28 protein-coding genes are annotated in these 25,724 nt (G+C 65.2%); 6 read left to right on the top strand and 22 right to left on the bottom strand.

From position 1 onward, the window contains the following. Together JMF86_RS22780 and JMF86_RS22785 are read right to left on the bottom strand one after the other, a co-directional pair. The coding region (locus JMF86_RS22780) for a FimV family protein (protein ID WP_374039685.1) at nucleotides 1-369 on the bottom strand (369 nt) is incomplete at its 3' end. A gap of 540 nt (nucleotides 370-909) precedes the next feature. Next, on the bottom strand, nucleotides 910-1,143 hold the full coding sequence (locus JMF86_RS22785; RefSeq protein ID WP_125381456.1) for a hypothetical protein: 234 nt from the start codon (nucleotides 1,141-1,143) through the stop codon (nucleotides 910-912). A gap of 25 nt (nucleotides 1,144-1,168) precedes the next feature. Between JMF86_RS22785 and flgE the strand changes: the two genes are divergently transcribed. Continuing rightward, nucleotides 1,169-2,413, top strand: a complete 1,245-nt coding sequence (gene flgE / locus JMF86_RS22790; RefSeq protein ID WP_011548095.1) for a flagellar hook protein FlgE — start codon at nucleotides 1,169-1,171, stop codon at nucleotides 2,411-2,413. A gap of 102 nt (nucleotides 2,414-2,515) precedes the next feature. Here flgE and asd read toward each other — a convergent pair whose 3' ends face one another. From asd to JMF86_RS22830, 8 genes are all read right to left on the bottom strand, one after another. Next, entirely contained in the window at nucleotides 2,516-3,637 is a 1,122-nt protein-coding gene (gene asd, locus JMF86_RS22795; protein ID WP_012338485.1) for an aspartate-semialdehyde dehydrogenase, read from the bottom strand. Between the two features lie 84 nt (nucleotides 3,638-3,721). Continuing rightward, the gene (locus JMF86_RS22800; RefSeq protein ID WP_006756675.1) at nucleotides 3,722-3,841 is read right to left on the bottom strand and encodes a hypothetical protein; all 120 of its coding nucleotides are present in this window, start codon (nucleotides 3,839-3,841) and stop codon (nucleotides 3,722-3,724) included. Nucleotides 3,842-3,960: 119 nt separating this feature from the next. After that, nucleotides 3,961-5,028: a 3-isopropylmalate dehydrogenase gene (gene leuB, locus JMF86_RS22805; protein WP_011548096.1), complete on the bottom strand. Its 1,068-nt coding sequence runs from the start codon at nucleotides 5,026-5,028 to the stop codon at nucleotides 3,961-3,963. A gap of 79 nt (nucleotides 5,029-5,107) precedes the next feature. Then, the gene (gene leuD, locus JMF86_RS22810; protein ID WP_011548097.1) at nucleotides 5,108-5,758 is read right to left on the bottom strand and encodes a 3-isopropylmalate dehydratase small subunit; all 651 of its coding nucleotides are present in this window, start codon (nucleotides 5,756-5,758) and stop codon (nucleotides 5,108-5,110) included. 68 nt (nucleotides 5,759-5,826) lie between these two features. Continuing rightward, entirely contained in the window at nucleotides 5,827-5,973 is a 147-nt protein-coding gene (locus JMF86_RS22815) for an entericidin A/B family lipoprotein (RefSeq protein ID WP_011548098.1), read from the bottom strand. Between the two features lie 3 nt (nucleotides 5,974-5,976). After that, nucleotides 5,977-7,386, bottom strand: coding sequence for a 3-isopropylmalate dehydratase large subunit (gene leuC / locus JMF86_RS22820; RefSeq protein WP_006479340.1), 1,410 nt, complete (start codon nucleotides 7,384-7,386; stop codon nucleotides 5,977-5,979). A 351-nt stretch (nucleotides 7,387-7,737) separates the two neighbouring features. Further along, entirely contained in the window at nucleotides 7,738-8,667 is a 930-nt protein-coding gene (locus JMF86_RS22825) for an alpha/beta fold hydrolase (RefSeq protein ID WP_011548099.1), read from the bottom strand. A gap of 169 nt (nucleotides 8,668-8,836) precedes the next feature. After that, a complete protein-coding gene (locus JMF86_RS22830) occupies nucleotides 8,837-9,442 on the bottom strand; it encodes a TetR/AcrR family transcriptional regulator (protein ID WP_011548100.1) in 606 nt (201 codons plus the stop codon). A 264-nt stretch (nucleotides 9,443-9,706) separates the two neighbouring features. On the opposite strand from JMF86_RS22830, the gene JMF86_RS22835 reads away from it, so the two are divergent. Beyond that, a complete protein-coding gene (locus JMF86_RS22835; RefSeq protein ID WP_011548101.1) occupies nucleotides 9,707-10,432 on the top strand; it encodes a glutathione S-transferase in 726 nt (241 codons plus the stop codon). Between the two features lie 52 nt (nucleotides 10,433-10,484). On the opposite strand, the gene JMF86_RS22840 is transcribed toward JMF86_RS22835, so the two are convergent. The 5 genes from JMF86_RS22840 to JMF86_RS22860 form a co-directional block, all read right to left on the bottom strand. Continuing rightward, the gene (locus tag JMF86_RS22840) at nucleotides 10,485-12,047 is read right to left on the bottom strand and encodes an amino acid permease (protein WP_011548102.1); all 1,563 of its coding nucleotides are present in this window, start codon (nucleotides 12,045-12,047) and stop codon (nucleotides 10,485-10,487) included. 102 nt (nucleotides 12,048-12,149) lie between these two features. Next, nucleotides 12,150-12,614 (bottom strand): Lrp/AsnC family transcriptional regulator, encoded by a 465-nt coding sequence (locus tag JMF86_RS22845; protein WP_006487769.1) that lies wholly within the window; start codon nucleotides 12,612-12,614, stop codon nucleotides 12,150-12,152. A gap of 97 nt (nucleotides 12,615-12,711) precedes the next feature. After that, nucleotides 12,712-13,470: a dimethylarginine dimethylaminohydrolase family protein gene (locus JMF86_RS22850; RefSeq protein ID WP_023474468.1), complete on the bottom strand. Its 759-nt coding sequence runs from the start codon at nucleotides 13,468-13,470 to the stop codon at nucleotides 12,712-12,714. A gap of 208 nt (nucleotides 13,471-13,678) precedes the next feature. Continuing rightward, entirely contained in the window at nucleotides 13,679-14,929 is a 1,251-nt protein-coding gene (locus JMF86_RS22855) for a DUF1479 domain-containing protein (protein WP_011548104.1), read from the bottom strand. A gap of 110 nt (nucleotides 14,930-15,039) precedes the next feature. After that, nucleotides 15,040-15,429 carry a VOC family protein gene (locus JMF86_RS22860; RefSeq protein WP_011548105.1) on the bottom strand — a complete coding sequence of 130 codons (390 nt, stop codon included), beginning with the start codon at nucleotides 15,427-15,429 and terminating at the stop codon, nucleotides 15,040-15,042. 70 nt (nucleotides 15,430-15,499) lie between these two features. On the opposite strand from JMF86_RS22860, the gene JMF86_RS22865 reads away from it, so the two are divergent. Beyond that, nucleotides 15,500-16,477, top strand: coding sequence for an AraC family transcriptional regulator (locus JMF86_RS22865; protein WP_011548106.1), 978 nt, complete (start codon nucleotides 15,500-15,502; stop codon nucleotides 16,475-16,477). A gap of 90 nt (nucleotides 16,478-16,567) precedes the next feature. On the opposite strand, the gene gltA is transcribed toward JMF86_RS22865, so the two are convergent. From gltA to JMF86_RS22900, 7 genes are all read right to left on the bottom strand, one after another. Beyond that, nucleotides 16,568-17,869 carry a citrate synthase gene (gene gltA, locus JMF86_RS22870; RefSeq protein WP_011355741.1) on the bottom strand — a complete coding sequence of 434 codons (1,302 nt, stop codon included), beginning with the start codon at nucleotides 17,867-17,869 and terminating at the stop codon, nucleotides 16,568-16,570. A gap of 66 nt (nucleotides 17,870-17,935) precedes the next feature. Further along, nucleotides 17,936-18,208, bottom strand: coding sequence for a succinate dehydrogenase assembly factor 2 (locus JMF86_RS22875; protein WP_011548107.1), 273 nt, complete (start codon nucleotides 18,206-18,208; stop codon nucleotides 17,936-17,938). A gap of 6 nt (nucleotides 18,209-18,214) precedes the next feature. Then, entirely contained in the window at nucleotides 18,215-18,916 is a 702-nt protein-coding gene (locus JMF86_RS22880) for a succinate dehydrogenase iron-sulfur subunit (protein WP_006479352.1), read from the bottom strand. 22 nt (nucleotides 18,917-18,938) lie between these two features. Continuing rightward, nucleotides 18,939-20,714, bottom strand: coding sequence for a succinate dehydrogenase flavoprotein subunit (gene sdhA / locus JMF86_RS22885; protein ID WP_006479353.1), 1,776 nt, complete (start codon nucleotides 20,712-20,714; stop codon nucleotides 18,939-18,941). 3 nt (nucleotides 20,715-20,717) lie between these two features. Continuing rightward, complete coding sequence (gene sdhD / locus JMF86_RS22890) at nucleotides 20,718-21,086, bottom strand: succinate dehydrogenase, hydrophobic membrane anchor protein (protein ID WP_006487767.1); 369 nt, start codon at nucleotides 21,084-21,086, stop codon at nucleotides 20,718-20,720. A gap of 4 nt (nucleotides 21,087-21,090) precedes the next feature. Next, nucleotides 21,091-21,507, bottom strand: a complete 417-nt coding sequence (gene sdhC, locus JMF86_RS22895; RefSeq protein WP_006479355.1) for a succinate dehydrogenase, cytochrome b556 subunit — start codon at nucleotides 21,505-21,507, stop codon at nucleotides 21,091-21,093. Between the two features lie 168 nt (nucleotides 21,508-21,675). After that, the gene (locus JMF86_RS22900) at nucleotides 21,676-22,500 is read right to left on the bottom strand and encodes a GntR family transcriptional regulator (protein ID WP_006479356.1); all 825 of its coding nucleotides are present in this window, start codon (nucleotides 22,498-22,500) and stop codon (nucleotides 21,676-21,678) included. Nucleotides 22,501-22,788: 288 nt separating this feature from the next. Here JMF86_RS22900 and JMF86_RS22905 point away from each other — a divergent pair, with 288 nt between their 5' ends. The 3 genes from JMF86_RS22905 to JMF86_RS22915 all read left to right on the top strand — a co-directional run bounded on the left by JMF86_RS22905 (nucleotide 22,789) and on the right by JMF86_RS22915 (nucleotide 25,714). After that, a complete protein-coding gene (locus JMF86_RS22905) occupies nucleotides 22,789-23,775 on the top strand; it encodes a malate dehydrogenase (RefSeq protein ID WP_006479357.1) in 987 nt (328 codons plus the stop codon). A 185-nt stretch (nucleotides 23,776-23,960) separates the two neighbouring features. Next, complete coding sequence (locus JMF86_RS22910; protein ID WP_006479358.1) at nucleotides 23,961-24,968, top strand: CoA ester lyase; 1,008 nt, start codon at nucleotides 23,961-23,963, stop codon at nucleotides 24,966-24,968. A 230-nt stretch (nucleotides 24,969-25,198) separates the two neighbouring features. Then, nucleotides 25,199-25,714 (top strand): hypothetical protein, encoded by a 516-nt coding sequence (locus JMF86_RS22915; RefSeq protein ID WP_006479359.1) that lies wholly within the window; start codon nucleotides 25,199-25,201, stop codon nucleotides 25,712-25,714. The last annotated feature ends 10 nt before the right edge of the window (nucleotides 25,715-25,724 follow it).

The following is a 25,724-nucleotide window of genomic DNA, read 5'->3' on the forward strand; positions in this document are numbered from 1 at the left end:
CACGAGCGCCGCGCCGGTCGCGTCGAGCGCGGGCACGGTCAGCGTCGCGCCGACTTTCAGGCGGCTCGCGTCGCGTTTCATGAACGCCTGCGGATTGGCATCGAACAACGCACGGCCAGCGCGTGCGAGCACGGCCGGATCATGCGATTGCGTGGCCGCTTTCGCGATGTCGTTCAGCGACTGGCCCGGCTGGACCGTCACGGTAAGCGGAGCGGCGGCGCCGGCGGCGGACGCCGGCAATTCGCCGGTGCCGACTGCCCACGCCGATGCGGCTACGCCGAGCGCCAGGATCGCCAGCGCGCCACGCACGGCGCGCGACAAGCGGGACTGACGCGAAAACAAGGAAATTCGGGACATCGTTGGCTCTATCGCCGCGCGCGGGCGCGGCTCGGATTCGCGGTTGGAAGCGTCAATAAAGTGGCGGCAGAAATGCAAAAGCGTCGCGCGGAACGCGACGCTTTCGGCGGGTCTGTGCGTCGTAACCGCGTAGTTTACTTCACGCGATCGGGTTCCGGCCGAATTCGTCGCCGGCAGGTGCCACCGGGCGCGGGCGGGCGCTCATGTCGAGCGGGTGCGCGTGTCGCAGTCCATGTATCCAACCCGTAAAAATGAACCTGCTTGCCGCAGTCGAAAGCCGCCTCACGCAGACTCGCGCCCCACTCGAATGACACGGCCTTGTGGCGCTCAGCGGACATCCTCCGAAGGACCGGAGCAACAGAATCGCAAGCGTTTCCTCAACAATCCATCCCGCCCGCCGTTAATGAATGACCAGCCGCACAATCAAAACAAATCTCGACCGGCGATTAATCCCATCCCGATCAATTCCAATTCGTCGATAAGAAGGCAATTTCCCGCTCTTATCGGAGAAAATGAAAATTCACACCGCCAAAGCCCCGCCCCGCAAGGCTTTCACCCCTTCCACACGACCCATTGCTCATACAAAAGCGATCGTTTCTGCATCAATTCAATTGCATTACACAAAATTACACAGACCTGATAACCGCCGTCGATACGATCGCCTTCAAACAGGAATCGGCACATTTCGACCTCGCGCCCGCCCATGTCGGAAAGACAGCAGCACGCGGTCGGACTGATGCCGTGAAGTACCGGAGGGTCATCGCGCAGTCGCACGACTGCATTCACTCACGAGCTCGTTACGGGGACGAACATGGGCTATCAGCAGGGTTTGAGCGGGTTGGCCGGGGCGTCGAGCAATCTCGACGTCATCGGCAACAACATCGCGAACGCAAACACGGTCGGCTTCAAGCAGGGACGCGCGAACTTCGCCGACATGTACGCGAATTCGGTCGCGACGTCGGTCAACACGCAGATCGGCATCGGCACGCGGCTCGCGTCGGTGCAGCAGAATTTCGGCCAGGGGACGATCAACTCGACGAAGTCGTCGCTCGACGTTGCAATCAACGGCAACGGCTTCTTCCAGATGTCGAGCAACGGCGTGACCACGTACTCGCGCGACGGCACGTTCCACCGCGACAAGAACGGCGCGATCGTCGACGCGCAAGGCCGCAACCTGATGGGCTATGCGGCAGGCGCCGGCGGCATGATCAACACCGCGCAGACCGTGCCGCTGCAGGCGCCGACCAGCAACATCGCACCGCGCGCGACGAGCAAGATCACCGGCCAGTTCAACCTGAACGCGCAAGACAAGGTGCCGGCCAAGACGCCGTTCAACGCGACCGACAACACGACGTACAACTACAATTCGTCGATCCAGGTCTACGACACGCTCGGCGGCTCGCAACAGGTCACGATGTACTTCGCGAAGAACGCGGCCGGCACGTGGCAAGCCTACGCGGGCGTGCAGGGCCAGACGCCGACGAATCTCGGCACCGTCACGTTCGATGCATCGGGCCGGCTCAGCTCGACGACGTCGGCCGCGACCGGCCAGCCGACGCCAAGCCTCGGCCAGTTCGCGTTCTCGATCCCGAACACGACGGGCGGCGCCAATCCGCAGAACCTGACGCTCGACCTCGGCGGCACGACGCAGTACGGCGGCAAGGACGGCGTGAACAATCTCGCGCAGGACGGATTCGCGAGCGGCACGCTGACGACGTTCTCGATCGGCACCGACGGCAAGCTGACCGGCAACTATTCGAACGGCCAGAGCGCGGTGCTCGGCCTGATCGCGCTGGCGAACTTCAACAACCCGAACGGGCTCGTGAACATCGGCGGCAACCAGTATGCGGAAACGGCCGCGTCGGGCGTGCCGCAGATCTCAGCTCCTGGCAGCACGAACCACGGCACGCTGCAGGGTAGCGCGCTCGAAAACTCGAACGTCAACCTGACGACCGAGCTCGTGAACCTGATCACCGCGCAGCGCAATTACCAGGCGAATGCGCAGACGATCAAGACCCAGCAGGCCGTCGACCAGACGCTGCTGAACCTGCGCTGAACGACCGCCCATGAAAAATGCGCCGCGCCGCCCCTGAATCCCAAGGCCGACGCGGCGCGTCGTATCGTGCAGCGCGGCCCGCGGGCCGGACCGCCAGCGTGCTTACTTGTCGAGCAGGATGCGCAGCATGCGGCGCAGCGGCTCGGCCGCGCCCCACAGCAGCTGGTCGCCGACCGTGAACGCCGACAGGTATTCGCCGCCCATCGCGAGCTTGCGCAGGCGGCCGACCGGCACCGACAGCGTGCCGGTGATCTTCGCCGGCGACAGGTCGCGCATCGACGCTTCACGCTCGTTCGGCACGACCTTCACCCAGTCGTTCGCCGATGCGAGGATGCCGTTGATCTCGTCGAGCGGCACGTCCTTCTTCAGCTTGATCGTCAGCGCCTGCGAGTGGCAGCGCATCGCGCCGATCCGCACGCACAGGCCATCGACCGGGATCGAACCCGGCTCGCCCATCGCCGGCTTGCCGAGGATCTTGTTGGTTTCCGCGCCGCCCTTCCACTCTTCCTTCGACATCCCGTTGCCGAGATCCTTGTCGATCCACGGAATCAGCGAACCGGCCAGCGGCACGCCGAAGTGGCTCGTCGGCATCGCGTCGCTGTTCATCGCGGCCAGCACGCGACGGTCGATGTCGAGGATCGCGGACGCCGGATCGGCGAGCTGTTCCTGCACCGCGCCGTTCAGCGTGCCCATCTGCGACAGCAGCTCGCGCATGTTCTGCGCGCCCGCGCCCGATGCGGCCTGGTAGGTCATCGCCGTGATCCAGTCGACGAGGTTCTCGCGGAACAGGCCGCCGAGCGCCATCAGCATCAGGCTGACCGTGCAGTTGCCGCCGATGAAGTTCTTCGTGCCCTTGACCAGCGCGTCCTTGATCACGTCGAGGTTGACCGGATCGAGGATGATGACCGCGTCGTCCTGCATCCGCAGCGACGATGCCGCGTCGATCCAGTAGCCGTTCCAGCCGGCCGCGCGCAGCTTCGGGAACACGTCGTTCGTGTAGTCGCCGCCCTGGCACGTGATGATCACGTCGCACTTCTTCAGCTCGTCGACGTTGGTCGCGTCCTTGAGCGTAGTCTCGTTTTTCGCGAACGACGGCGCCTTGCCGCCCGTGTTGCTGGTGCTGAAGAACACCGGTTCGATCAGGTCGAAATCGCCCTCTTCCTGCATGCGCTGCATCAGGACGCTGCCGACCATGCCGCGCCAACCTACGAGACCTACGTTCATGACTAACCCTTTGCTTGAATGGAGCTTCCCCGCCATTTCCGTCCCCGCGTGACCGCGCGGGGAAACAGGCGGGCACGACGGCGATCAGCGTTTAATGATCGTTTTCGTGGTAATGGTTTTCGTGATGACGATGGCGCGCGCACCCGCACGGGCAGTGTTGCCGTGGAGTTTCAGGACCGGGGAGATCAGGGAAATCAGCGCCATCGTTCGAGTCTACACAAAGCCGCTGGCCCGCACAACGGCCAACGGTGCGCGAACCGGCCGATTTTTTCGGCCCGTTCGCGCCCTTTTCATCTTAATTACCGGACTGCACTTCCGTCCACTTACAGCGCGGCGACCACCGCGTCGCCCATCGCCGCCGTGCCGACCTGCTTGCAGCCCGGCGTCGCGATGTCGCCCGTGCGATAACCCTGTTCGAGCACCGTTTTCACCGCGCGCTCGATGCGATCGGCCTGCTCCGCGCGATTCAGCGAGTAGCGCAGCAGCATCGCGGCCGACAGGATCGTCGCGAGCGGGTTCGCGATGCCCTTGCCCGCGATGTCCGGCGCCGAACCGTGCGACGGCTCGTACAGCCCCTTGTTGTGCTTGTCGAGCGACGCCGACGGCAGCATGCCGATCGAACCCGTCAGCATCGACGCTTCATCCGACAGGATGTCGCCGAACATGTTGCCCGTGACGATCACGTCGAACTGCTTCGGCGCCTTCGCGAGCTGCATCGCCGCGTTGTCGACGTACATGTGCGACAGCTCGACGTCCGCGTATTCCTTCGACACGTCGATCATGATGTCGCGCCAGAACTGCGACGTTTCCAGCACGTTCGACTTGTCCACCGACAGCAGCTTCTTCGCGCGCTTTTGCGCGGCCTGGAACGCGACGTGCGCGATGCGGCGCACTTCCGGCTCCGAATAGCGCATCGTGTCGAAGCCTTCGCGCTCGCCGGCGAACGGGCCGTCCGGCGCCGCGCGCACGCCGCGCGGCTGGCCGAAGTAGATGTCGCCGTTCAGTTCGCGCACGATCAGGATGTCGAGGCCCGCGACGAGCTCCGGCTTCAACGGCGACGCATCGACGAGCTGCGGATAGCAGATCGCCGGGCGGAAGTTCGCGAACAGCTCGAGGTGCTTGCGCAGCCCGAGAATCGCCTGCTCGGGGCGCAGCGCGCGCTCCAGCGAGTCGTACTTCCAGTCGCCGACCGCGCCGAACAGGATCGCGTCGGCCTGCTTCGCGAGCGCCAGCGTCGCGTCGGGCAGCGGATGGCCGCTCGCCTCGTAGCCCGCGCCGCCGACCGGCGCCTGTTCGAGTTCGAACTTCTCGTCGAGTGCGTTCAGCACCTTCACCGCTTCATTGACGATTTCCGGACCGATGCCGTCGCCGGGCAGCACTGCAATCTTCATGCGAAATTCCTGACTGAGTAGATTGTTATGGAGGCAAGCCGGCGAGCGCACGCACGGCGCGCCCGCCCGCCACGCGCGATCAGCCGACCAGCTTGGTGTTGAGCCACGGCTGCTTCACGAGCCGCTCCGCTTCGAACTGGCGGATCTTGTCCGCGTGGCGCAGCGTGAGGCCGATGTCGTCGAAGCCGTTCAGCAGGCAGTACTTGCGGAACGCGGCGATCTCGAACGGATACTCGCGGCCGTCGCCCGCGCGCACGACCTGCGCGTCGAGGTCGATCGTCAGTTGAAAGCCGTTGAACGCGACCGTCTCGTTGAACAGGTGATCGACCTGCTGCTCGGTCAGCACGATCGGCAGCAGCCCGTTCTTGTAGCAGTTGTTGAAGAAGATGTCGGCGAAGCTCGGCGCGATGATCGCGCGGAAGCCGTACTGCTGCAGCGCCCACGGCGCGTGCTCGCGCGAGCTGCCGCAGCCGAAGTTCTTGCGTGCAAGCAGCACCGAGGCGCCCTGGTAGCGCGGCTGGTTCAGCACGAAGTCCGGGTTCAGCGGACGCTTCGAATTGTCCTGGCCCGGCTCGCCGTGATCGAGATAGCGCCACTCGTCGAATGCGTTCGGACCGAAGCCCGTGCGCTTGATCGACTTCAGGAACTGCTTCGGGATGATCGCGTCGGTGTCGACGTTCTCGCGATCGAGCGGCGCCACGACGCCGGTATGTACAGTGAATTTTTCCATGATCCGTCTATCCGGTTGAAGGGCCGGCATTCAGCCGGCGCACATCGACAAATTCTCGGCGGGAAACGTCACTCCGCGGCGCGCTTCAGTGCGCTGCCGGCGGCGTTGACGTCTTCCCCGAAGCCTCGGACGGTATTGCAGCCGGCCAGGCCGAAGCCCAACCCCGCCAGCGCCAGCGCGGCAACCAGCCGCGCGATGACCTTCGATGCCGTCACGTGTTACCCCAGCTGGCGAATGTCGACGAAGTGACCTTCGATCGCCGCGGCCGCCGCCATCGCGGGGCTCACGAGGTGCGTGCGACCGCCCGCGCCCTGCCGGCCTTCGAAGTTGCGGTTCGACGTCGACGCGCAGCGCTCGCCCGGCTCGAGCCGGTCGGCGTTCATCGCGAGGCACATCGAGCAGCCCGGCTCGCGCCATTCGAAGCCCGCATCGGTGAACACCTTGTCGAGCCCTTCGCGCTCGGCCTGCGCCTTCACGAGGCCCGAGCCCGGCACGACCATCGCGAGCCGCACGTTCGACGCGACGCGACGGTTCAGCTTCTTCACGACGTACGCGGCCGCGCGGATGTCCTCGATCCGTGCGTTCGTGCACGAGCCGATGAAGATCTTGTCGACCTTGATCGATTCGATCGGCGTGTTCGGCTCGAGCGCCATGTATGCCAGCGCGCGCTCCATCGCGTCGCGCTTGACCGGATCCTTCTCGCGCTCGGGATCGGGCACGCGACCGTCGATCGACGTGACCATTTCCGGCGACGTGCCCCACGTGACCTGCGGAACGATCTCGGCCGCGTTCAGCTCGACCACGCGGTCGAACTGCGCGCCGTCGTCCGACTTGAACTGCCGCCAGTATTCGACGGCCTGATCCCATTCCGCGCCGGTCGGCACGAACGGACGGCCCTTCAGGTAATCGATCGTCGTGTCGTCCACCGCGACCATGCCTGCGCGCGCGCCGGCCTCGATCGCCATGTTGCAGACGGTCATGCGGCCTTCCATCGTCAGCGCGCGAATGGTCGAGCCGCCGAATTCGATCGCGTAGCCCGTACCGCCCGCGGTACCGATCTTGCCGATGATCGCGAGCACGATGTCCTTCGCGGTACAGCCGCGCGGCAGCGCGCCCTCGACCTTCACGAGCATGTTCTTGCTCTTCTTCTGCAGCAGGGTCTGCGTCGCGAGCACGTGCTCGACTTCCGACGTGCCGATGCCGTGCGCGAGCGCGCCGAACGCGCCGTGCGTCGACGTATGCGAATCGCCGCACACGATCGTCATGCCCGGCAGCGTCGCGCCCTGCTCCGGCCCGATGATGTGGACGATGCCCTGACGCACGTCGTTCATCTTGAATTGGGTGATGCCGAATGCGTCGCAGTTCGAATCGAGCGTGTCGACCTGCAGCTTCGAGACGGGATCGGCGATGCCGTGGCTGCGGTCCGTCGTCGGCACGTTGTGGTCCGACACGGCCAGGTTCGCGCTGATGCGCCACACCGGACGCTGCGCGATCTTCAGCCCTTCGAATGCCTGCGGGCTCGTGACTTCATGCAGCAGCTGACGGTCGATGTAGAGCAGGGTCGTGCCGTCTTCCTCGGTGTGGACCACGTGGGTGTTCCACAGTTTGTCGTAGAGAGTCTGTGCCATGGGTATGCGGGGTCGTTGTGACTACAAGCCTTGCGGATGTGGTCGATTATGCCACGCAAAATCGGCCCGCGGAGTACCACGATAACGAAAAAAGTTAATAGAAACAGTGAGTTGGGTGGTACACGCGATACCCGGATAAGCATTACCCGGCAAGCGCGGCGGCTGGACGCGGACAAGTCGCGCCGTCGGCATACGCACTTGGCGCAGGTTGTCGCGAGCCATACGCAACCCGCCCAAACGCGCCCACGCGTGCGACGCATCCGTGCGCCGCACCCATGCTGGCTTGCGCGGCGCGATTTCTCGACCGTCGCAGGCCGCCCCAGGGCATTGCAATCGACTTGCGGCGGCGTGCTACCGGAAGAAATCGCGCAACTCGCGCGCCAGCGCCTGCGGTTGTTCTTCAGGAATGAAATGCCCGCTATACGCGATCGTCGCAGCCGTCACCTCCTCCGCGACATGTTCGAGCGGCCCCGCCATGTCAGGTATGGATCCCTGATCCGCACTGACGGCGAGCACGGGCATCTTCAGCTTCCCCAGCGCCTGCAGCTTGCGGTTCTGCGCCGACGACTCCGACACGGCCCGATAGAAGGCCAGCCCCGCTCGCAACCCGCCGTCCCGGGTGAACACCCGGAGATACTCGTCGACATCCGCGTCGGAGAACGACTCGGGATTGGCCGCCTTGCGACGCAAGAACCAATCGAGATACTCGCGCTCCTTGCCGGCAATCAGCGTCTCCGGCAGGTCGGCGACAGTATGAAATGCGAAGTGCCACGTGCGCCATGCGTTGCCGGGCTCGATCGGCAGTGCGGCCGGCAGCGTGACGCCGGGTATCCCCGCGTCGAGCAACGCCAATCGCTTCACTGATTCGGGATACATCGCGGCAAACGGATAGGCGACCCACGCCCCGACGTCGTGAGCGGCCAGGTAAAAGCGCGCGATATTTTGCCGCTCCAGCAGGCGCGCAAGCGTTGCCGCGACGGTCTGTGTGTCGTAACCGACGAGTGGACGGTCCGAGTCGCCTTGTCCGGGAAGATCCGGCGCCACGATCCTGAATTCGTCCGCGAGAAGCGGCATGACTCTCCGCCACGCGTACCAGCTTTCCGGAAACCCGGCGAGCAGGACGATGGTCTCGCCGTCGGCGCGGCCTCCTTCGACAAAATGAAGGCGCACCCCGTCTACCGTATCGAACCGATGACGAAAGCCGGTGAGCCGCGGGTCTTCCCGAAAATAGGGCGTGGCCTCGAGGTGCGAAGCAGCCTCGGTTGATTGATGCTGGTACATAAGTTCGTCCTCTCTACAGAATCGACTGTCCTGGATGATGCCCCCCCCGGCAGCGGGAGCCATTTCGTTCGGAAATACCCATTTCCCAATTCGGCGAAACCGGACCACGTGCATGCGCCGTTTCGCGCGTTACCTCACATCGAGTCATCTGTCGGGCAACGCAGAAACCTTAGTCGAGCAGCCGCATTGCCTCGTCGACCAGCATCGACATGTCGCTCCGGCTCTGGCCGAGCTTCCCCACCACTCGAAGCCCCTGCACCATGGCAAACAGACAGCTCGACGCGGCTTGCGCGTTCAGCGCGGCATCGACGGATCCATCGGCCTGCCCTTGCTTGATCAAATCGCGAAGGAGACGCTCGATCCTCTGCATCGATTTGTGGACGATGCCGGCGATCTCGCTATCCAGCGTACTCAGAACAATGGCGCCGGCGACGACCAGACAGCCCTTTCGACCCTCGTCTCCATGCGAGACGTCCGCGTAAAAGCGCAGGAGCGCTCGCACCTTGTCTCGTCCGCTTTTTTCATCGGCAAGGATCACGTTGAGCTCGCTTACGCGCCGATCGATGTACCGGTTCAACGCGGCAACGAATATCGCGTTCTTGTCGGCAAAGGCCTTGTAAAGACTGCCGGCAGTGAGCCCCGTCTCCCGGGACAGGTCGCCGATAGAAGTCGCATGATAGCCACGCTCGCGAAAGACGCGGATGAAGCCGTCCAGCGCGTCATCCATATCGAATTCTCGCGGCCTGCCAACGTTCGCTGCAATTTTCGTAGCCATGCGGCATTATAGGAAATGATCATTTCCGAATCAAGCCATGCGAACCGTCAGCAGGCATACGATGCGTGGCCCCGACACGACGCAGGTCGCCATTCACCGGAGACCGGCCGAATGGCTGCGACGAACGCCGCACATGACACGCGGCGCCACGGGCATTTCGCACTCGATCTCATAGACTGTCTATTCGCAACGGGCGGCGCGCGGCCGCCCTCCCCGCCATCGCGATGCGTGCATCCCGGCGCATCGACCGGACAGGAGACTTGCATGCAATACGAACTCTATTACTGGCCCGAGATCCAGGGCCGCGGCGAATACGTGCGGCTCGCGCTCGAGGCGGCCGAGGCCGATTACGTCGACGTCGCGCGCGAATCGGGGCGCGGAATGGGCGTGTCGGCCATGATGCGCATGATGGACAGCGCGAAGGCCGAATGCGTGCCGTTCGCGCCGCCGTTCCTGAAGGCCGGCGACGTGGTCGTCGGGCAGACCGCGAACATCCTGCTGTTTCTCGGCGCGCGGCTCGGGCTCGCGCCTGACGACGAAGCCGGCCGGCTGTGGGTGCACCAGATCCAGCTGACCGCCGCCGATTTCGTCACCGAGATCCACGACACCCACCATCCGATCGGCAGCGGCCTCTACTACGAGGAGCAGCAAGCGGAAGCAGCCGAGCGCGCCGCCGATTTCCTCGAGAACCGGCTGCCGAAATTCCTCGGCTACTTCGATCGCCTGCTCGAACAGAATCCCCACAAGAGCGGCTATATCGCCGGCAGCGCGCTCACCTATGCGGACCTGACGATGTTCCAGTTGATCGAGGGCCTGCGCTACGCGTTCCCGAAAGCGATGAAGCGCGCGGAGCGCAAGGTCGCGGCGCTGGTCGCGCTGCACGATCGCGTCGCGCAGCATCCGCCGGTCGCGCGCTACCTCGAGTCGGAACGCCGCATCCCGTTCAACGACATGGGGATCTTCCGGCACTATCCGGAGCTGGACAAGTAACGGCCGGGCACGTACCGCGGAAAGTGCGCGCGCGGGCGGATTTCACGCAGGATCAATGCGGCTGCCCGTGCTGCGCGGCGGCCGCGTCGACGGCCCCGACCGAGCGCGTGAGCCACGGCCCGATGTCCATCTCCTCGTAGCGCACGAGCCGGCTCTTGCGCGCGCGGCGATACGCCCACCAGATCGCGACGAACAGCGGAATCCACACATAGATCGACAGCACTTCCATCCAGTCGATGCGTGCCGCGAAAAACGCCTGGTAATCCTGGCCGAGCGAAATGACGATGCAGATCGCGATCGCGAACAACGGCCCGAACGGAAACCATTTCGCGCGATACGGCAGCTGATCGAGACGATAGCCCTGCTTCAGGAATCCCTTGCGGAACCGGTAATGGCAGACCGCAATGCCGAGCCACGCGATGAAGCCGGTGATGCCGACCGTATTCAGCAGCCACAGATAGATGCGCTGGTTGTTGGTCAGCGACGTGAGGAAGCACAACCCGCCGACGGCCATCGTCGCGTACAGCGCGTTGCGCGGCACGCCGCCCGGCGACAGCGTCGCGAACATCGCCGGCGCGCGCCCTTCCGACGCGAGGTTGTACAGCATCCGCGTCGCCGCGTAGGTGCCGGAATTGCCGGCCGACAACACGGCCGTCAGGATCACCAGATTCATCGCGCCGGCGGCGAGCGGGAACCCCGCGTGGCTGAACACCAGCGTAAACGGGCTCACGCCGACATCGGTCACGTCGCTCTTCAGCAGGTTCGGATCGGTGTACGGCACGAGCAGGCCGATCACGAAGATCGCGAGCACGTAGAACAGCATGATCCGCCAGAAGATCTGCTTCACCGCGCGCGGAATCGTCTTGCGCGGGTTTTCCGATTCGCCGGCCGTGATGCCGACCAGCTCGGTGCCGAGGAACGAGAAGCCCGCGATCAGCGCGACGCTCATCATCGCGTGCACGCCGCCGACGAACGGCGCGTCGCCGGTCGTGAAGTTGCGCCAGCCGACGGTATGCCCGGTGCCGGCATACCCGGTGCCGGTATGCCCGTCGCCCAGCACGCCGGCCGCGATCAGCAGCCCGGCCGCGATGAACGCGATCACGGTGACGACCTTGATCAGCGAGAACCAGTATTCCGATTCGCCGAAGCCGCGCACCGACAGCGTATTGAGCAGGAAAATCAGCACGAGGAAACCCGCGCCCCACGACACGCCCGGCACCGACGGAAACCAGTAGCGCATCACGATCTGCGCGGCGACCAGCTCGATCGCGATCGTCACCGCCCAGCTGTACCAGTAGGTCCAGCCCAGCGCGACGCCGAAGCCTTCGTCGACATACTTCTCGCCGTAGATCGCGAACGAGCCCGATACCGGCATCAGCGCGGCCATCTCGCCGAGCCCCGTGACGACGAAGTAGACCATGATCCCGATCGCGAGATACGCGGCGATCGCCCCGCCCGGCCCCGCCTGCGCGACCGACGCGCCCGACGCGACGAACAGCCCCGTGCCGATCGAACCGCCGATCGCGATCATCGCGATGTGGCGGCCCTGCAGACGGCGCTTCAGCGTCGTCCCGGACGGCGCGGCCGTCTCCGCTGCCGCTTGCATAGCATCCATAGTGCTCACCCTGATTGTGATCCGGCCAGCCGATTTGATTTGGAATGCAAATCGATTGCTCCGGTCATTCGCATCGAAACCGGCCCTGCCGGGCCGGTCGCATCACACGACACTGCGCTTGATCGCCTGCAGTTCGGCCGTCGTCACGATCTTCTCGATCCGGAACCGCGGGCTTTCCAGCCACACGTTCGCGATCCGCCGGTACTCGTCGAGATCCTCGCACGCGAGCCGCACGAGAAAATCGAACGTGCCGCTGACGAGCCAGCAGTCGAGCACGGCCGGATTCGCGCGCATTTCCTCTTCGAACGGCGCCTGCGAACGCCCGTGGTCGGCCAGCACGATCTGCGCGATCACGACGATCGGCTTGGTCGCGCGCGGCGCCTTGATCACCGCGCGATACCCTTCGATCACGCCGAGCGCCTCGAGCCGCTCCACGCGCGCCTGGCACGGCCGCGGCGTGAGGTTCACGAGTTCCGACAGCTTCCGGTAGGAAATGCGCCCGTCGGTACGCAGGATGTCGAGGATCCGGAGATCGATCTTGTCGAGCTGCATCTTCTTGTCGGTCATCCGCGTTCGCTCCGGTCGGGTCGTGGCTGGTGCGCGCAACGTCTGCCGTTCCGCGCGGGGCCACATTATCCGGCCGAAGCGGCCGCGCGCCAATCGGCTAGAACCGCAGCGACAGGCAGGTCAGGCCGCCGTCCATCTTGCGGAATTCGCTCGTGTCGATCACGTGCAGCGGCAACCCGAGCGACGCGATCGCGTCATGCACGCGCGGGTAACCGGCCGGGGTGATCAGCGTGCCGTTCACGCGCAGCGTGTTGCCCGCGTATTCGTCGGCGGCCGAGATCGCGATCCGGCGATAGTCGGCGAACGCCGGATGCGCGGCCAGTGCGTCGGTCACGAGCAGCGTGTCGTCGCCGAGCGCGTTGACGACCGATTTCAGGTGCAGGCCGGCGCCGACCGGCACCGCGACGACCGAATAGCCGTGGCGCGACACCAGCGACTCGAACGCGGCGATACCTTCCGCGTCGGTGCGGCTCGTCAAGCCGATGAAGAAGCGCTTGCCGACCTGCATCACGTCGCCGCCGTCGAGTCGGCCTTGCTGCATCGGCAATAGGTCGCGATGCGCGGCGAGCGCCGCTTCGATATGAACGGTCTCGCCGCGCCGCGCAGGCGCGCCGGGGCGCGTGATCACCGCGAATTCGGGCGTGACGACCGCGACGTCCTCGACGAAGTGCGAATCGGGAAACGCATCCAGCGGCGGCAGTTCGGTCAACTCGACGCCGAGCGCGCGCAGCGCGTCGCAGTATGCGTGGAACTGCGTGAGCGTCTTGTCGTAATCGGGCGCGCCGAGTTCGGCGGTGGTCAGACCCGCGCCGCAGGACGGCGCGGGACGGCGAACGATCGCTTGCGTGAATTGCATCGACTCCTCCATGGTCTGCCGCACCCGTGCGGCGCACGGGCCGGCGGCGTTGTGTCCGGACCATTATCGGAAGCCAAATTGCGCAATTCGCGTCGATTTCGGCGGTGCCGACAGCCGATTGCGTCGAATTGCGCGCGTCACGCAGCGGATTCGGCAGACCGGCCGCCCGCCCTCTCGCGAACGGCGGTTTTCGCCCGCCTCACACGCTTTACGCGTCGGGCGCGAACCCCATCTGCGCACGGCCGAGCGCCGTGAGTTCGCCCGCCTGCGCGCGCCCGTCGAAATCGACCTCGAAATGATCGGCCGGGAAATCGGGCGGGCTGTCGCCGCGCAGGAACGCCACACGCTGGCGTTGCAGGTACGCATCGTTCTTCGCGCAGCCGGGCGCGGCCGCGATGTACATCACGTTGCTGTCGCCGCTGCCGCGATGCGCATCCTCGACCGCATGCACGACGTCGCCATGCCAGAACACCGCGTCGCCCGGCTCCATGTGCGGGATCGGCACGAGCGCGTCGAGCAGCAGCGCGTGCCATTCCGGGCGGATCGACAGCGCGCGGCCGGGACGCGCGCCGCACAGGTCGTCGTCGGCGACGTCGTCCTGCAGCGCGCGCAGCACGACATAGGCCATCGCATTCGCGACCGGAATCAGCTGCAGCGTGCCGTCGCCGGGCCCTTGCGGCGTCAGCGCGGTCCAGCCCTGGAACGTGCGGAACATCGAACACACGGCCGGCGACGGAATTTCCTCGACGTCGGGGCGGAACGCCGCATCGAACGGATCGTAGTCGCGCCAGCGCCCGGCCAGCACGTGACGATAGACCTGCCGAAAATTCGCGCCGAGCCAGCGCTCGACGGAGCCGCCGTCGACATGCGGCGACAGCCCGAGCGACGTCGAACCGGGCGGCCGGCGGCGAATCCGGTCCGCGTACGCAGGCACCTGATCGGGATCGAAATGGGTGCGCGCACCGTCCGCATGCCGCCACAGACGGTTCAGGAACACCCGCGCCTGCGTCAGCGCCGGCGACTGGCGCGCGGCCACCTGCGGCTTCGACCAATAAACCCCGTAAATCTGCGGCTTGCCCGACGCGAGATTGCCGAAATAGCGGTCTTCCGCGCGTGCATGCAGCCGCTCGGTGAAACGGTTCGCATCCAGATACGCGCCGATCTCGTCATTCCAGTCGCGCGCCTGCCGCGCATCGAACACGCCGCGAATCACCACCGCGCCATGCGTGCGGATCGCGGCCATCGCGTGCGGATCGACCCGCCCACCCGCGATATCCGCGAACGGCACGACCGGAATCACGTCCTGGCCGTGCGCGTGCGCGCGGCGGATCGCGTCGACCTGCCGTGCGATGTCGCCCTCCACTTCGCGGAACGTGGCCGCGTAATCGGGCAGGTCGGCGCGCAGCGCCCGTTTCGCCGCGCGAATCGCGGCGGGCAGATCGTCAATCGTCAGTTGCATCGTCGTCTCCTCGCTGAAGCATGTCGTGATGTGCTGTCAGCGTACGGCCGACACGTGATCACCATCACCACTATTCAGCCAATGATCGATACAATCCTGACAATCATGCGTCACTCTGGACGATGGCAGACCACGCAGAGCTTGTTGCCGTCCGGATCGCGAAAATAAGCGCCGTAGTAGTCGCGGTGATAGTGCGGTCGCAGGCCCGGCAGCCCTTCGCAGGTGCCGCCCTGCCGCAGCGCGAGCGCGTGGCAGCGATCGACGTGCGCACGGGTTGGCGCATCGAATGCGATCGTGTGGCCGTTACCCGGCTCCGGCGGATGGCCGTCGAGCGGCTTGCCGAAGAAGAACAGCGGCCGCTCGGCGTCTGCCGGCATCCAGCCCGACCAGCCGTCCGGCTCGCGGAATTTCAGGCGCAGCCCGAGTTCCGCGAACAGCGGCGCGTAGAAATCGTAGGCGCGTGCCGTATCGCTGACGCCCACGCAAACATGTGAAAACATGGCATCGCTCCGTGGTGACGATCGCTCCCGATCATGCCACGACGCGCTGCCTGCCCCAACGGAGGCCGCGATGAAACCGCAATACGAGCACGTGACGTTTGCGTCCGGCTGCTCCATCCGCGTCTATCACCGCCAGCTCGCGCGCATTCCGTTCGAATGGCATCGCCACCCCGAGTACGAGCTGACGCTGACGCTCAACAGCCGCGGCCAGCGCTTCATCGGCGACCACGTCGCGCGTTACGCGGACGACGATCTCGTGCTCGTGCCGCCGAACCTGCCGCATACGTGGTCGTCGAACGCGCGCATCGATCGCGACGCGCCCGAGGTCGCGCTCGTCGTCTGGTTCGACGGAGACTGGATGCGGCGGCTGGCCGACTGCTGCCCCGAATACGCGCCGCTGCGCTCGCTGTTGCGACGTGCGGCGCCGGGCCTGCACTTCGACGTGGAGACGGCCCGCGCGATGCGCGCGCGGCTGCCGCGGTTGCTCGATCCGTCGCCGCGCGTGCGGCTCGCGGCCACGCTCGACACGCTTGCCGATCTCGCGGAAACAGGCGGCGAACCGCTCGCCACCGCGCAGGCGTACGACCTGGCCGATGGCGCGCCGTCGCCCGCCGACCCGGCCGCCCCCGAAGCCGAACGCCTCGACCGCGTGCTCGACGCGATCGACCGGCATTTCCACGAACCGCTGCGCATCGACGCCCTCGCCGCCGTCGCGCACCTGTCCGAACGCACACTGCAACGGCTGTTCGTCCGGCATCTCGGCGAAAGCGTCGGCCGCTACGTGCAGCGGCTGCGGCTCGCGCACGCGTGCCGCCATCTCGTCGGCACCGACTGGCCGATCGCGACGGTGGCCGCGCGCTGCGGCATTCCGAATACCGCGAACTTCAATCGCCAGTTCCTCGCCGCGCGCGGCACGACGCCCGGCGCATACCGGCAGTTCTTCAAGCAGCATGGCCATGCACCCGACGGCGATGCGCCCGCGCTCGACACACGGCCACCGTCGCTGGAGCACCGCGGCGGATCGGGCCAACGTCGGCCGCACAAATGAAAACACCCCGACGGGCTGACCCGTCGGGGTGTCGTGGCGTGGCGATTGCCGGACGCGAGCGGCCTGCCGGCCGTTCGCGCCGCACACGATTTAACGTGCGTTGAGCGGCTTCGCTTCGCGCGGCGTATCGCCGATGAACAGCTGGCGCGGACGGCCGATCTTCTGCTCGGGATCGCCGATCATTTCGTTCCACTGTGCGATCCAGCCGACCGTACGTGCCATCGCGAAGATACACGTGAACATCGACGTCGGGATGCCCAGCGCGCGCTGGACGATACCCGAGTAGAAGTCGACGTTCGGGTACAGCTTGCGCGACACGAAGTATTCGTCTTCCAGCGCGATCTTCTCGAGCTGCATCGCGAGCTTGAACAGCGGGTCGTCGTGCAGGCCCAGTTCGTTCAGCACTTCGTAGCACGTTTCGCGCATCAGCTTCGCACGCGGATCGTAGTTCTTGTACACGCGGTGGCCGAAGCCCATCAGCTTCACGCCCGAATTCTTGTCCTTCACCTGCTTGATGAATTCGGGGATGTTGTCCGGCGAACCGATCTGCTCGAGCATGTTCAGCGCGGCTTCGTTCGCACCACCGTGCGCCGGGCCCCACAGACACGCGATACCGGCCGCGATACACGCGAACGGGTTGGCGCCCGACGAACCGGCCAGGCGGACCGTCGACGTCGATGCGTTCTGCTCGTGATCGGCGTGCAGGATCAGGATACGGTCGAGCGCGCGGACGAGCACGTCGTTGACCTTGTACTCTTCGCACGGGTTCGAGAACATCATGTGCATGAAGTTCGCGCTGTACGACAGCGAGTTCTTCGGATACACGAACGGCTGGCCGATGCTGTACTTGTACGCCATCGCGACGAGCGTCGGCAGCTTCGCGATCATGCGGATCGCCGACACTTCGCGGTGACGCGGGTCGTTGATGTCGAGCGAGTCGTGGTAGAACGCGGACAGCGCGCCGACTGCGGCGACCAGGATCGCCATCGGGTGCGCGTCGCGACGGAAGCCGCGGAAGAAGAAGTGCATCTGCTCGTGCACCATCGTGTGCTTCGTGACGGTGTCGACGAATTCCTTCTTCTGTGCGGCGTTCGGCAGTTCGCCCTTCAGCAGCAGGTAGCAGCTTTCGAGGAAGTCCGCGTTTTGCGCGAGGTTGTCGATCGGGTAGCCGCGATACAGCAGTTCGCCCTTGTCGCCGTCGATGTACGTGATCGCCGAATTACAAGCTGCCGTCGACATGAAGCCCGGGTCGTAAGTGAACTTGCCGGTCTGGCCGTACAGCTTGCGGATGTCGATCACGTCCGGGCCCATCGTGCCCTTGTAGATCGGCAGTTCGACGCTCGGCGAGTTGTCGCTGAACGATAGCGTGGCTTTAACATCAGACGGAGTCATGGCACATCCTCAATCGAAATAAAGAAACGGGATTCGATAACGGGCACAGCGCGTTACACCTTGGCGTTACACGTTGCGCAGCATCTCCAACAGCCGGTGAATGTCCGGGCTGTCTAGGTCGCCCTCTGGTTCCTTGCGCGCGAGGAGCAAGTCCATCAGGTCGTTGTCGCTCAGATCGAGCAGGCGCGACAACGCGCCTACGTCTGCATCGGTGAGGTCATGCTCGTATCTGCCGAAGAACCGTTCGAAAACGATGTCGTTCTCCAGCAGACCCCGCCGCGCGCGCCAGCGAAGGCGCGCGCGGCGGTGCGGGTCGGATTGATGCGAATCGTCGCTCATCAATCTTTATACCGCGCGACGAACCATCAGTTCCTTGATCTTGCCGATCGCCTTCGTCGGGTTCAGGCCCTTCGGGCAAACGTCGACGCAGTTCATGATCGTGTGGCAACGGAACAGACGGTACGGGTCTTCCAGGTTGTCGAGACGCTCGCCGGTGGCGGTGTCGCGGCTGTCCGCGATGAAGCGGTAAGCCTGCAGCAGGCCGGCCGGGCCGACGAACTTGTCGGGGTTCCACCAGAAGCTCGGGCACGACGTCGAGCAGCTCGCGCACAGAATGCACTCGTACACGCCGTCGAGCTCGTCGCGCTCTTCCGGCGACTGGAGGCGTTCCTTCTCCGGCGGCGGCGCGTCGTTGATCAGGTACGGCTTGATCGAGTGGTACTGGTTGAAGAAGTGCGTCATGTCGACGATCAGGTCGCGCACGACCGGCAGGCCCGGCAGCGGACGCAGCACGATCTTCTGCGGCAGGTCGTTCAGGTTCGTCAGGCACGCGAGACCGTTCTTGCCGTTGATGTTCATCGCGTCCGAACCGCACACGCCTTCACGGCACGAGCGGCGGAACGACAGCGTCTCGTCCAGTGCCTTCAGCTTGACCAGCGCGTCGAGCAGCATGCGTTCATGCTGGATCTCGAGCTCGTACGTCTGCATGCGCGGCGCTGCGTCCTTGTCCGGATCGTAGCGGTAGACTTCAAAAATGCGTTTTGCCATTTCGGATTCCCTTTGACTCGGCTTAGAACGTGCGCGGCTTCGGCGGCACGGATTCGACCGTCAGCGGCTTCATTTGAACCGGCTTGTAGTCGAGGCGATCGCCTTCGCTGTACCACAGCGTGTGGCGCAGCCAGTTGTCGTCGTCGCGGTGTTCGTAGTCGCTGTGTGCGTGTGCACCGCGGCTTTCCTTGCGCGCTTCGGCCGACACCATCGTGGCGCGAGCCACTTCGATCAGGTTCTCCAGCTCGAGCGCTTCGACGCGCGCGGTGTTGAACACCTTCGACTTGTCCTTCAGGTGGATGTTTTCCACGCGCGCCTTCAGGTCGGCCATCTGAGCGACGCCTTCCTTCAGCAGCGCCGACGTGCGGAACACGCCTGCATGCTTCTGCATCGTCGCGCGGATGTCGTTCGCGACGTCCTGCGTGTACTCGCCCGAGCTCGACTTCTCGAGCTTCGCCAGGCGCGCCAGCGAGAATTCGCCTGCGTCAGCCGGCAGCGGCTTGTGTTCCTTCTGGTTCTTCACGTGCTCGACGATGTGGTTGCCGGCCGCACGGCCGAACACCACGAGGTCCAGCAGCGAGTTCGTGCCCAGACGATTCGCGCCGTGCACCGACACGCACGAGCATTCGCCCACTGCGTAGAAGCCGTTGACCGGTTCCTTGTGATCGCGCGACGTGCCGACGACCTGACCGTGGATGTTGGTCGGGATGCCGCCCATCTGGTAGTGGATCGTCGGGACGACCGGGATCGGTTCCTTGATCGCGTCGACGTTCGCGAACTTCAGCGCGATTTCGCGGATCGACGGCAGACGCTTCATGATCGTCTCGGCGCCGATGTGCGACAGGTCGAGCAGCACGTGATCCTTGTTCGGACCGACGCCGCGACCTTCCTTGATTTCCTGGTCCATCGAACGCGACACGAAGTCACGCGGCGCCAGATCCTTCAGCGTCGGCGCGTAGCGCTCCATGAAGCGCTCGCCGTTCGCGTTGCGCAGGATACCGCCTTCGCCGCGCACGCCTTCGGTGATCAGCACGCCCGCGCCGGCCACGCCGGTCGGGTGGAACTGCCAGAACTCCATGTCCTGCAACGCGATGCCCGAGCGCGCCGCCATGCCGAGGCCGTCGCCGGTGTTGATGAACGCGTTCGTCGATGCCGCGAAGATCCGGCCTGCGCCGCCCGTCGCGAACAGCGTGGTCTTGCCTTCCATGATGTAGACGTCGCCCGTCTCCATCTCGAGGGCCGTCACGCCGAGTACGTCGCCGTCCGCGTCGCGGATCAGGTCGAGCGCCATCCATTCGACGAAGAACTGCGTCTTCGCTTCGACGTTCTGCTGGTACAGCGTGTGCAGCAGCGCGTGACCGGTACGGTCGGCGGCCGCGCAAGCGCGCTGGACCGGCTTCTCGCCGTAGTTCGCGGTATGGCCGCCGAACGGGCGCTGGTAGATCGTGCCGTCCGCGTTGCGGTCGAACGGCATGCCGAAGTGCTCGAGTTCGTACACGACGTTCGGCGCTTCACGGCACATGAACTCGATCGCATCCTGGTCGCCGAGCCAGTCGGAGCCCTTGATCGTGTCGTAGAAGTGGTAGTGCCAGTTGTCTTCGCTCATGTTGCCGAGCGACGCGCCGATACCGCCCTGCGCGGCCACCGTGTGCGAACGCGTCGGGAACACCTTCGACAGCACGCCGACCGACAGGCCCGCGCGCGACAGTTGCAGCGCTGCGCGCAAGCCGGAGCCGCCTGCGCCGACGATCACGACGTCGAACTTGCGGCGCGGGAGGGAAGTTTTGATTGCAGCCATTCTTTACACTCTCCAGAGAATCTGCGCGGCGTAGCCCGCACATGCGAGCAGCCAGACGATGGTCAGCGATTGCAGCAGCAGGCGCACACCGACGGGCTTCACGTAGTCCATCCAGATGTCGCGCACGCCGACCCATGCGTGGTAGAAGAGGGAAAGCAGCATCACGAAGGTCGCGAGCTTCATCCATTGCGCGGCGAAGATCGATGCCCAGCCTTCGTACGAAAAATCGTGCGCGCCGAAGAACAGGACGAGCAGAATGACCGTGTAGACCGCCATGATCGTGGCGGTGACGCGCTGCGCGAGCCAGTCGCGCAGGCCGTAGTGTGCGCCGACGACGAGGCGCTTCGAGCCGATTCGGTTGTTGGCTGCCATTTTCTTAGAATGCTCCGAACAGTTTGAGTGCCATGGCGATCGTCAGCGCGATCGAGACGACAAAGACGACGACTGCCGTCCGCTTGCCGCCTTCCTTCGTGACGGCGTCGTGGTTGACGTCCATCAGCAGGTGGCGAATGCCGGCGCAGAAATGGTGGAAGAAGGCCCACGACAACGCGAGGACGACCAGCTTGACGACGATGTTGGAGAGGAAAGCCTTGAAGACTTCGAAGCTGAGCTCGGAGGTGAGGCTCTGGTCGAAGAGGAACAGCAGGAACGGCAGGAACAGGAACAGCAGCGCGCCGCTGATACGATGGAGAATCGACAATATCGCGGCCAGCGGCATGCGATATTTCAACGTGATGTCGCCGATTCCGATGTTCCGGTATTCCGGCCTCGGCTTTCTTACTGCGTCAGTCATGCTAGACCCCTACTATGTTGTCACACTAATCCGCGATTTTAGCGCCTTTTTATATCGCGCTGCAGCGAAAGTCTGCTCTGGATAATTGCGCGAACAAGAACAAAGGCGGCCCGAAACGTGCTTCGCGAGCGTGGGAAACGCGAATGCACGCGGCTGAGCCGAACGTCGTCAGCTCAAGTCATTCTGATAGTAGTACCCGGTTGTGACATACCAGCCGCGACGCACTTCCACCGGCCGGTCCCCGTACGTATAGGACACGCGCTCGACCGACAGCAACGGGAACCCCGCCGGCACGTGCAGCAGGTCGGCCACCGCCGGGTCCGCCGCCACCGCGCGGATCTTCTCCGTCGCGCGGATCATCCGCGTACCGAACTCCGTCTCGAACATCGCGTAGAGCGGCCCCTTGTACTCGCTCAGCCGCTCGAACGTGAGCCCGCGGAACATCGCGCCCGGCAGCCAGATCTCGTCGAGCACCGTCACTTCGCTGTCGAATTCCAGCAGGCGGCGCACCTGCACGACGGGATCGGCGGGCTTCAGGTCGAGCTGCCGCGCGATCTCCGCCGGCGCACGCAGGCGCCGGCATTCGAGCAGGCGGCTCACGTGCGGGTGCTCGGCACCGTCATCGGCCAGGAGACGCAGGAAACGGAACTGCGCGCGATCCTCATTGTGCGTTGCAACAAAAGTGCCCTTGCCCTGCCGCCGGACGACGAGGTTTTCGGCGGCCAGTTCGTCGATCGCCTTGCGCACGGTGCCCTGGCTGACCTTGTAACGGGCCGCGAGCTCCACTTCGCTGGGGATGATCTCGCCCGGCTTCCATTCGCCGGATTCGAGACTTTGCGTGATCAATGACTTGATCTGCTGGTATAACGGGCTGAACGTCGGCGACGCGGAGGCCGCGGGCGAGGCTGCGGGATCGCCCGCGCCCGGCTGCCCTGGGCCGCCTGCGCCGGTCTGATTCGCGGTGTTCGCCTGGTTCGATGTCATGGCGCGCATTTCATCACAAACCGCACTTTTTCGTCCACTCAATTTCCGCAAAACATCTGTCTTATATAAGACATATGATACCGTTTGACTTTGCGCCTGACGGCTCCTACACTCCCGGTCGAGCAAGGGTTCGCGGGTGCAACAGCGCGTCCCCGGCTACGTGCCACGGCCGTCTCCAGGTTCACCGCGTCTGCCATCGCGAGTCCTCCGCCCTGCTTCAATGCAACGCTACGCACAACGCGCATAGAATGGCGTTTTCGCTCGCGTCCAACGCTTCACCCGTCCTGGAGATTTTCAATGGCTAAGCCCGCAAAGCGCGTTGCCGTCACCGGCGCCGCAGGTCAAATCGCTTACTCCCTGCTGTTCCGCATCGCGAACGGCGACCTGCTCGGCAAGGACCAGCCGGTCATCCTGCAACTGCTCGACCTCCCGCAAGCCCAAGGCGCCGTCAAGGGCGTCGTGATGGAACTCGACGACTGCGCGTTCCCGCTGCTCGCCGGCGTCGTGATCACCGACGATCCGAAGGTTGCATTCAAGGATGCAGACGTCGCGCTGCTGGTCGGCGCACGTCCGCGCTCGAAGGGCATGGAGCGCAAGGACCTGCTGTCGGCAAACGCCGAAATCTTCACGGTTCAGGGCGCTGCGCTGAACGAAGTCGCGAGCCGCGACGTGAAGGTGCTGGTCGTCGGCAACCCGGCGAACACGAACGCGTACATCGCGATGAAGTCGGCGCCGGATCTGCCGAAGAAGAACTTCACGGCGATGCTGCGCCTCGACCACAACCGCGCGCTGTCGCAGCTCGCCGCGAAGTCGGGCAAGCCGGTCGCGTCGATCGAGAAGCTCGCCGTGTGGGGCAACCACTCGCCGACGATGTACCCGGATTTCCGCTTCGCGACCGCCGAAGGCGAATCGCTGCTGAAGCTGATCAACGACGACGTGTGGAACCGCGACACGTTCATCCCGACCGTCGGCAAGCGCGGCGCGGCGATCATCGAAGCGCGCGGCCTGTCGTCGGCGGCGTCGGCAGCCAACGCGGCGATCGACCACGTCCGTGACTGGGTGCTCGGTACGAACGGCAAGTGGGTCACGATGGGCATCCCGTCGGACGGCTCGTACGGCATTCCCGAAGACATCATCTACGGCGTGCCGGTCACCTGCGAAAACGGCGAATACAAGCGCGTCGAAGGCCTGGAAATCGACGCGTTCTCGCGCGAGAAGATGGACGGCACGCTGGCCGAGCTGCTCGAAGAGCGCGATGGCGTCGCCCACCTGCTGAAGAACTAAGCATCACGCATCGTGCCGGGCGGCCTTCGGGGCGCCCGGCTGCGGCACGGGCCGGCATGCCGCCGGCCCGTGCCGGCCGATCCGATCCGCGCACGTTTTGCCGCCCCGCGCCCGCCGCGCACCGGCCCAGAACCTGCCCGAATCCGATTTTCTCCACGTTGACACGCTCCCCTGACGTAGACGAGATGGCCGCGCTCACTCCTGCACAAGTGCTGTACGACGGGGCGTCCCCGCCCGCGATCCTGCCCTGCTGCGATCACTACGCGGGCAGCGAGAAGCTGATGCGCAAGTCGCTCGCGCTGCAGGCCGAGCTGGGCCCGGTGTTCGACCTCACGCTCGACTGCGAGGACGGTGCGACCGTCGGCCAGGAAGCCGCCCACGCGGCGCTCGTCGCCGACCTGCTCGGCAGCGCCGAGAACCGCTTCGGCCGCGTCGGCGTCCGTATCCACGACTTTTCCCACCCGCACTGGCGCGACGACGTGCGCATCGTGCTGCGTGCGTCGCGCGCACCCGCCTACATCACGCTGCCGAAGATCGCGAACGCCGCCGACGCGGCCGAAATGACCGCGTTCATCGAAGGCACGCGCCGCGAACTGGGCATCGCGCAGCCGATCCCGGTCGACGTGCTGATCGAGACGCACGGCGCGCTCGCGCAGGCGGCCGCTCTCGCCGCACTGCCAACGGTCGGCACGCTGAGCTTCGGGCTGATGGATTTCGTCTCCGCGCACCACGGCGCGATCCCCGATTCCGCGATGCGCTCGCCCGGCCAGTTCGACCACCCGCTCGTGCGCCGCGCGAAGCTGGAAATCGCCGCGGCCTGTCATGCGCACGGCAAGACGCCGTCGCACAACGTGACGACCGAGGTGCGCGACATGGGCGTCGTCGCCGGCGATGCACGCCGCGCGCGCGACGAATTCGCTTTCACGCGGATGTGGAGCATCCATCCCGCGCAGATCCGCCCGATCGTCGACGCCTTCGCGCCGCGCACCGACGAAGTCACGCTGGCCGCCGAGATCCTGCTCGCCGCGCAGGCCGCCGACTGGGGCCCGACGCGCCACGGTGATACGCTGCACGATCGCGCGAGTTACCGTTATTACTGGTCGGTGCTGCGCCGTGCGCGGGCCACCGGCCAGCCCGTACCGGACGAGGCCGCGCCGCTGTTCGGCCCGGCCGCCGCGGGCGCCGCGCCTTGAGGGCGCGCCGCCGGCCGATACACGCGTTTCATGCATTCGCCGGGACGCAAGCCGGACAGAGGTTTGCGAAACGACAAAAAACGTAACGGAGCCCGAAAACCTGATATATGCGCGGCCAAATAGGTGAAAATAGCGGCCGCTGCGCGCTTTCGGGGCGCGTGCAGTTTCAACCCGGCCGGCAGTTTCGATTGCCGGCCCTTGTCAACTGATTATCGAAAGGTTCTGACTCCATGAAGAAACTCCTGATCGCTACCGCCATCGGCGCCTTGTCCGCCACGATGCTGGTGTCGGCTCCGAGCGCGTTTGCCCAGGGTACGGCCACCACGACCGCGAAGAAGGCCACGGCCAAGCGCCCGGCGCCGGCCAAGCGCATCATCCCGCGCAGCAAGAAGGCGCAGGCGCGCGCAGCCGCCAAGGTCGATCCGGTACCGGACGGCGCGGTCAAGTGGGCCTGTAAGGAAGGCCTGTCGTTCGACCTCGCCGGCGACATGAAGCGCGACCAGGTCGTCACGGTTCATTGGGCGAAGAAGAACTACAAGCTGCCGCGTCAGGCCACGACGACGGGCGCCGACACGTTCTACGATCCGGCAGCCGGCTTCAAGCTGGTCGTGATCCCGACCAAGGCGATGCTGTTCTCCGACGCGAACGGCGGCGAGCGTCTCGCGGACGAATGCGTGACGCCGGAAATGGCACAGGGCAACGCAGCGCCGACGCAGTCGAACGAGCTGAAGCCGGCCGCGAACTAAGCGTCCCCCG

Origin of the sequence: Burkholderia sp. E168m15 (genome assembly GCF_016586105.1) — a bacterium.
GTDB classification, from domain to species: domain Bacteria; phylum Pseudomonadota; class Gammaproteobacteria; order Burkholderiales; family Burkholderiaceae; genus Burkholderia; species Burkholderia orbicola.

What these genes read in the sequence shown, in the direction of transcription:
- flgE (WP_011548095.1), top strand. Translation starts at nt 1,169, where the DNA reads ATGGGCTATCAGCAGGGTTTGAGCGGGTTGGCCGGGGCGTCGAGCAAT.
- asd (WP_012338485.1), bottom strand. Translation starts at nt 3,637, where the DNA reads ATGAACGTAGGTCTCGTAGGTTGGCGCGGCATGGTCGGCAGCGTCCTG.
- JMF86_RS22800 (WP_006756675.1), bottom strand. Translation starts at nt 3,841, where the DNA reads ATGGCGCTGATTTCCCTGATCTCCCCGGTCCTGAAACTCCACGGCAAC.
- leuB (WP_011548096.1), bottom strand. Translation starts at nt 5,028, where the DNA reads ATGAAGATTGCAGTGCTGCCCGGCGACGGCATCGGTCCGGAAATCGTC.
- leuD (WP_011548097.1), bottom strand. Translation starts at nt 5,758, where the DNA reads ATGGAAAAATTCACTGTACATACCGGCGTCGTGGCGCCGCTCGATCGC.
- leuC (WP_006479340.1), bottom strand. Translation starts at nt 7,386, where the DNA reads ATGGCACAGACTCTCTACGACAAACTGTGGAACACCCACGTGGTCCAC.
- JMF86_RS22825 (WP_011548099.1), bottom strand. Translation starts at nt 8,667, where the DNA reads ATGTACCAGCATCAATCAACCGAGGCTGCTTCGCACCTCGAGGCCACG.
- JMF86_RS22830 (WP_011548100.1), bottom strand. Translation starts at nt 9,442, where the DNA reads ATGGCTACGAAAATTGCAGCGAACGTTGGCAGGCCGCGAGAATTCGAT.
- JMF86_RS22835 (WP_011548101.1), top strand. Translation starts at nt 9,707, where the DNA reads ATGCAATACGAACTCTATTACTGGCCCGAGATCCAGGGCCGCGGCGAA.
- JMF86_RS22840 (WP_011548102.1), bottom strand. Translation starts at nt 12,047, where the DNA reads ATGGATGCTATGCAAGCGGCAGCGGAGACGGCCGCGCCGTCCGGGACG.
- JMF86_RS22845 (WP_006487769.1), bottom strand. Translation starts at nt 12,614, where the DNA reads ATGACCGACAAGAAGATGCAGCTCGACAAGATCGATCTCCGGATCCTC.
- JMF86_RS22850 (WP_023474468.1), bottom strand. Translation starts at nt 13,470, where the DNA reads ATGCAATTCACGCAAGCGATCGTTCGCCGTCCCGCGCCGTCCTGCGGC.
- JMF86_RS22855 (WP_011548104.1), bottom strand. Translation starts at nt 14,929, where the DNA reads ATGCAACTGACGATTGACGATCTGCCCGCCGCGATTCGCGCGGCGAAA.
- JMF86_RS22860 (WP_011548105.1), bottom strand. Translation starts at nt 15,429, where the DNA reads ATGTTTTCACATGTTTGCGTGGGCGTCAGCGATACGGCACGCGCCTAC.
- JMF86_RS22865 (WP_011548106.1), top strand. Translation starts at nt 15,500, where the DNA reads ATGAAACCGCAATACGAGCACGTGACGTTTGCGTCCGGCTGCTCCATC.
- gltA (WP_011355741.1), bottom strand. Translation starts at nt 17,869, where the DNA reads ATGACTCCGTCTGATGTTAAAGCCACGCTATCGTTCAGCGACAACTCG.
- JMF86_RS22875 (WP_011548107.1), bottom strand. Translation starts at nt 18,208, where the DNA reads ATGAGCGACGATTCGCATCAATCCGACCCGCACCGCCGCGCGCGCCTT.
- JMF86_RS22880 (WP_006479352.1), bottom strand. Translation starts at nt 18,916, where the DNA reads ATGGCAAAACGCATTTTTGAAGTCTACCGCTACGATCCGGACAAGGAC.
- sdhA (WP_006479353.1), bottom strand. Translation starts at nt 20,714, where the DNA reads ATGGCTGCAATCAAAACTTCCCTCCCGCGCCGCAAGTTCGACGTCGTG.
- sdhD (WP_006487767.1), bottom strand. Translation starts at nt 21,086, where the DNA reads ATGGCAGCCAACAACCGAATCGGCTCGAAGCGCCTCGTCGTCGGCGCA.
- sdhC (WP_006479355.1), bottom strand. Translation starts at nt 21,507, where the DNA reads ATGACTGACGCAGTAAGAAAGCCGAGGCCGGAATACCGGAACATCGGA.
- JMF86_RS22900 (WP_006479356.1), bottom strand. Translation starts at nt 22,500, where the DNA reads ATGCGCGCCATGACATCGAACCAGGCGAACACCGCGAATCAGACCGGC.
- JMF86_RS22905 (WP_006479357.1), top strand. Translation starts at nt 22,789, where the DNA reads ATGGCTAAGCCCGCAAAGCGCGTTGCCGTCACCGGCGCCGCAGGTCAA.
- JMF86_RS22910 (WP_006479358.1), top strand. Translation starts at nt 23,961, where the DNA reads ATGGCCGCGCTCACTCCTGCACAAGTGCTGTACGACGGGGCGTCCCCG.
- JMF86_RS22915 (WP_006479359.1), top strand. Translation starts at nt 25,199, where the DNA reads ATGAAGAAACTCCTGATCGCTACCGCCATCGGCGCCTTGTCCGCCACG.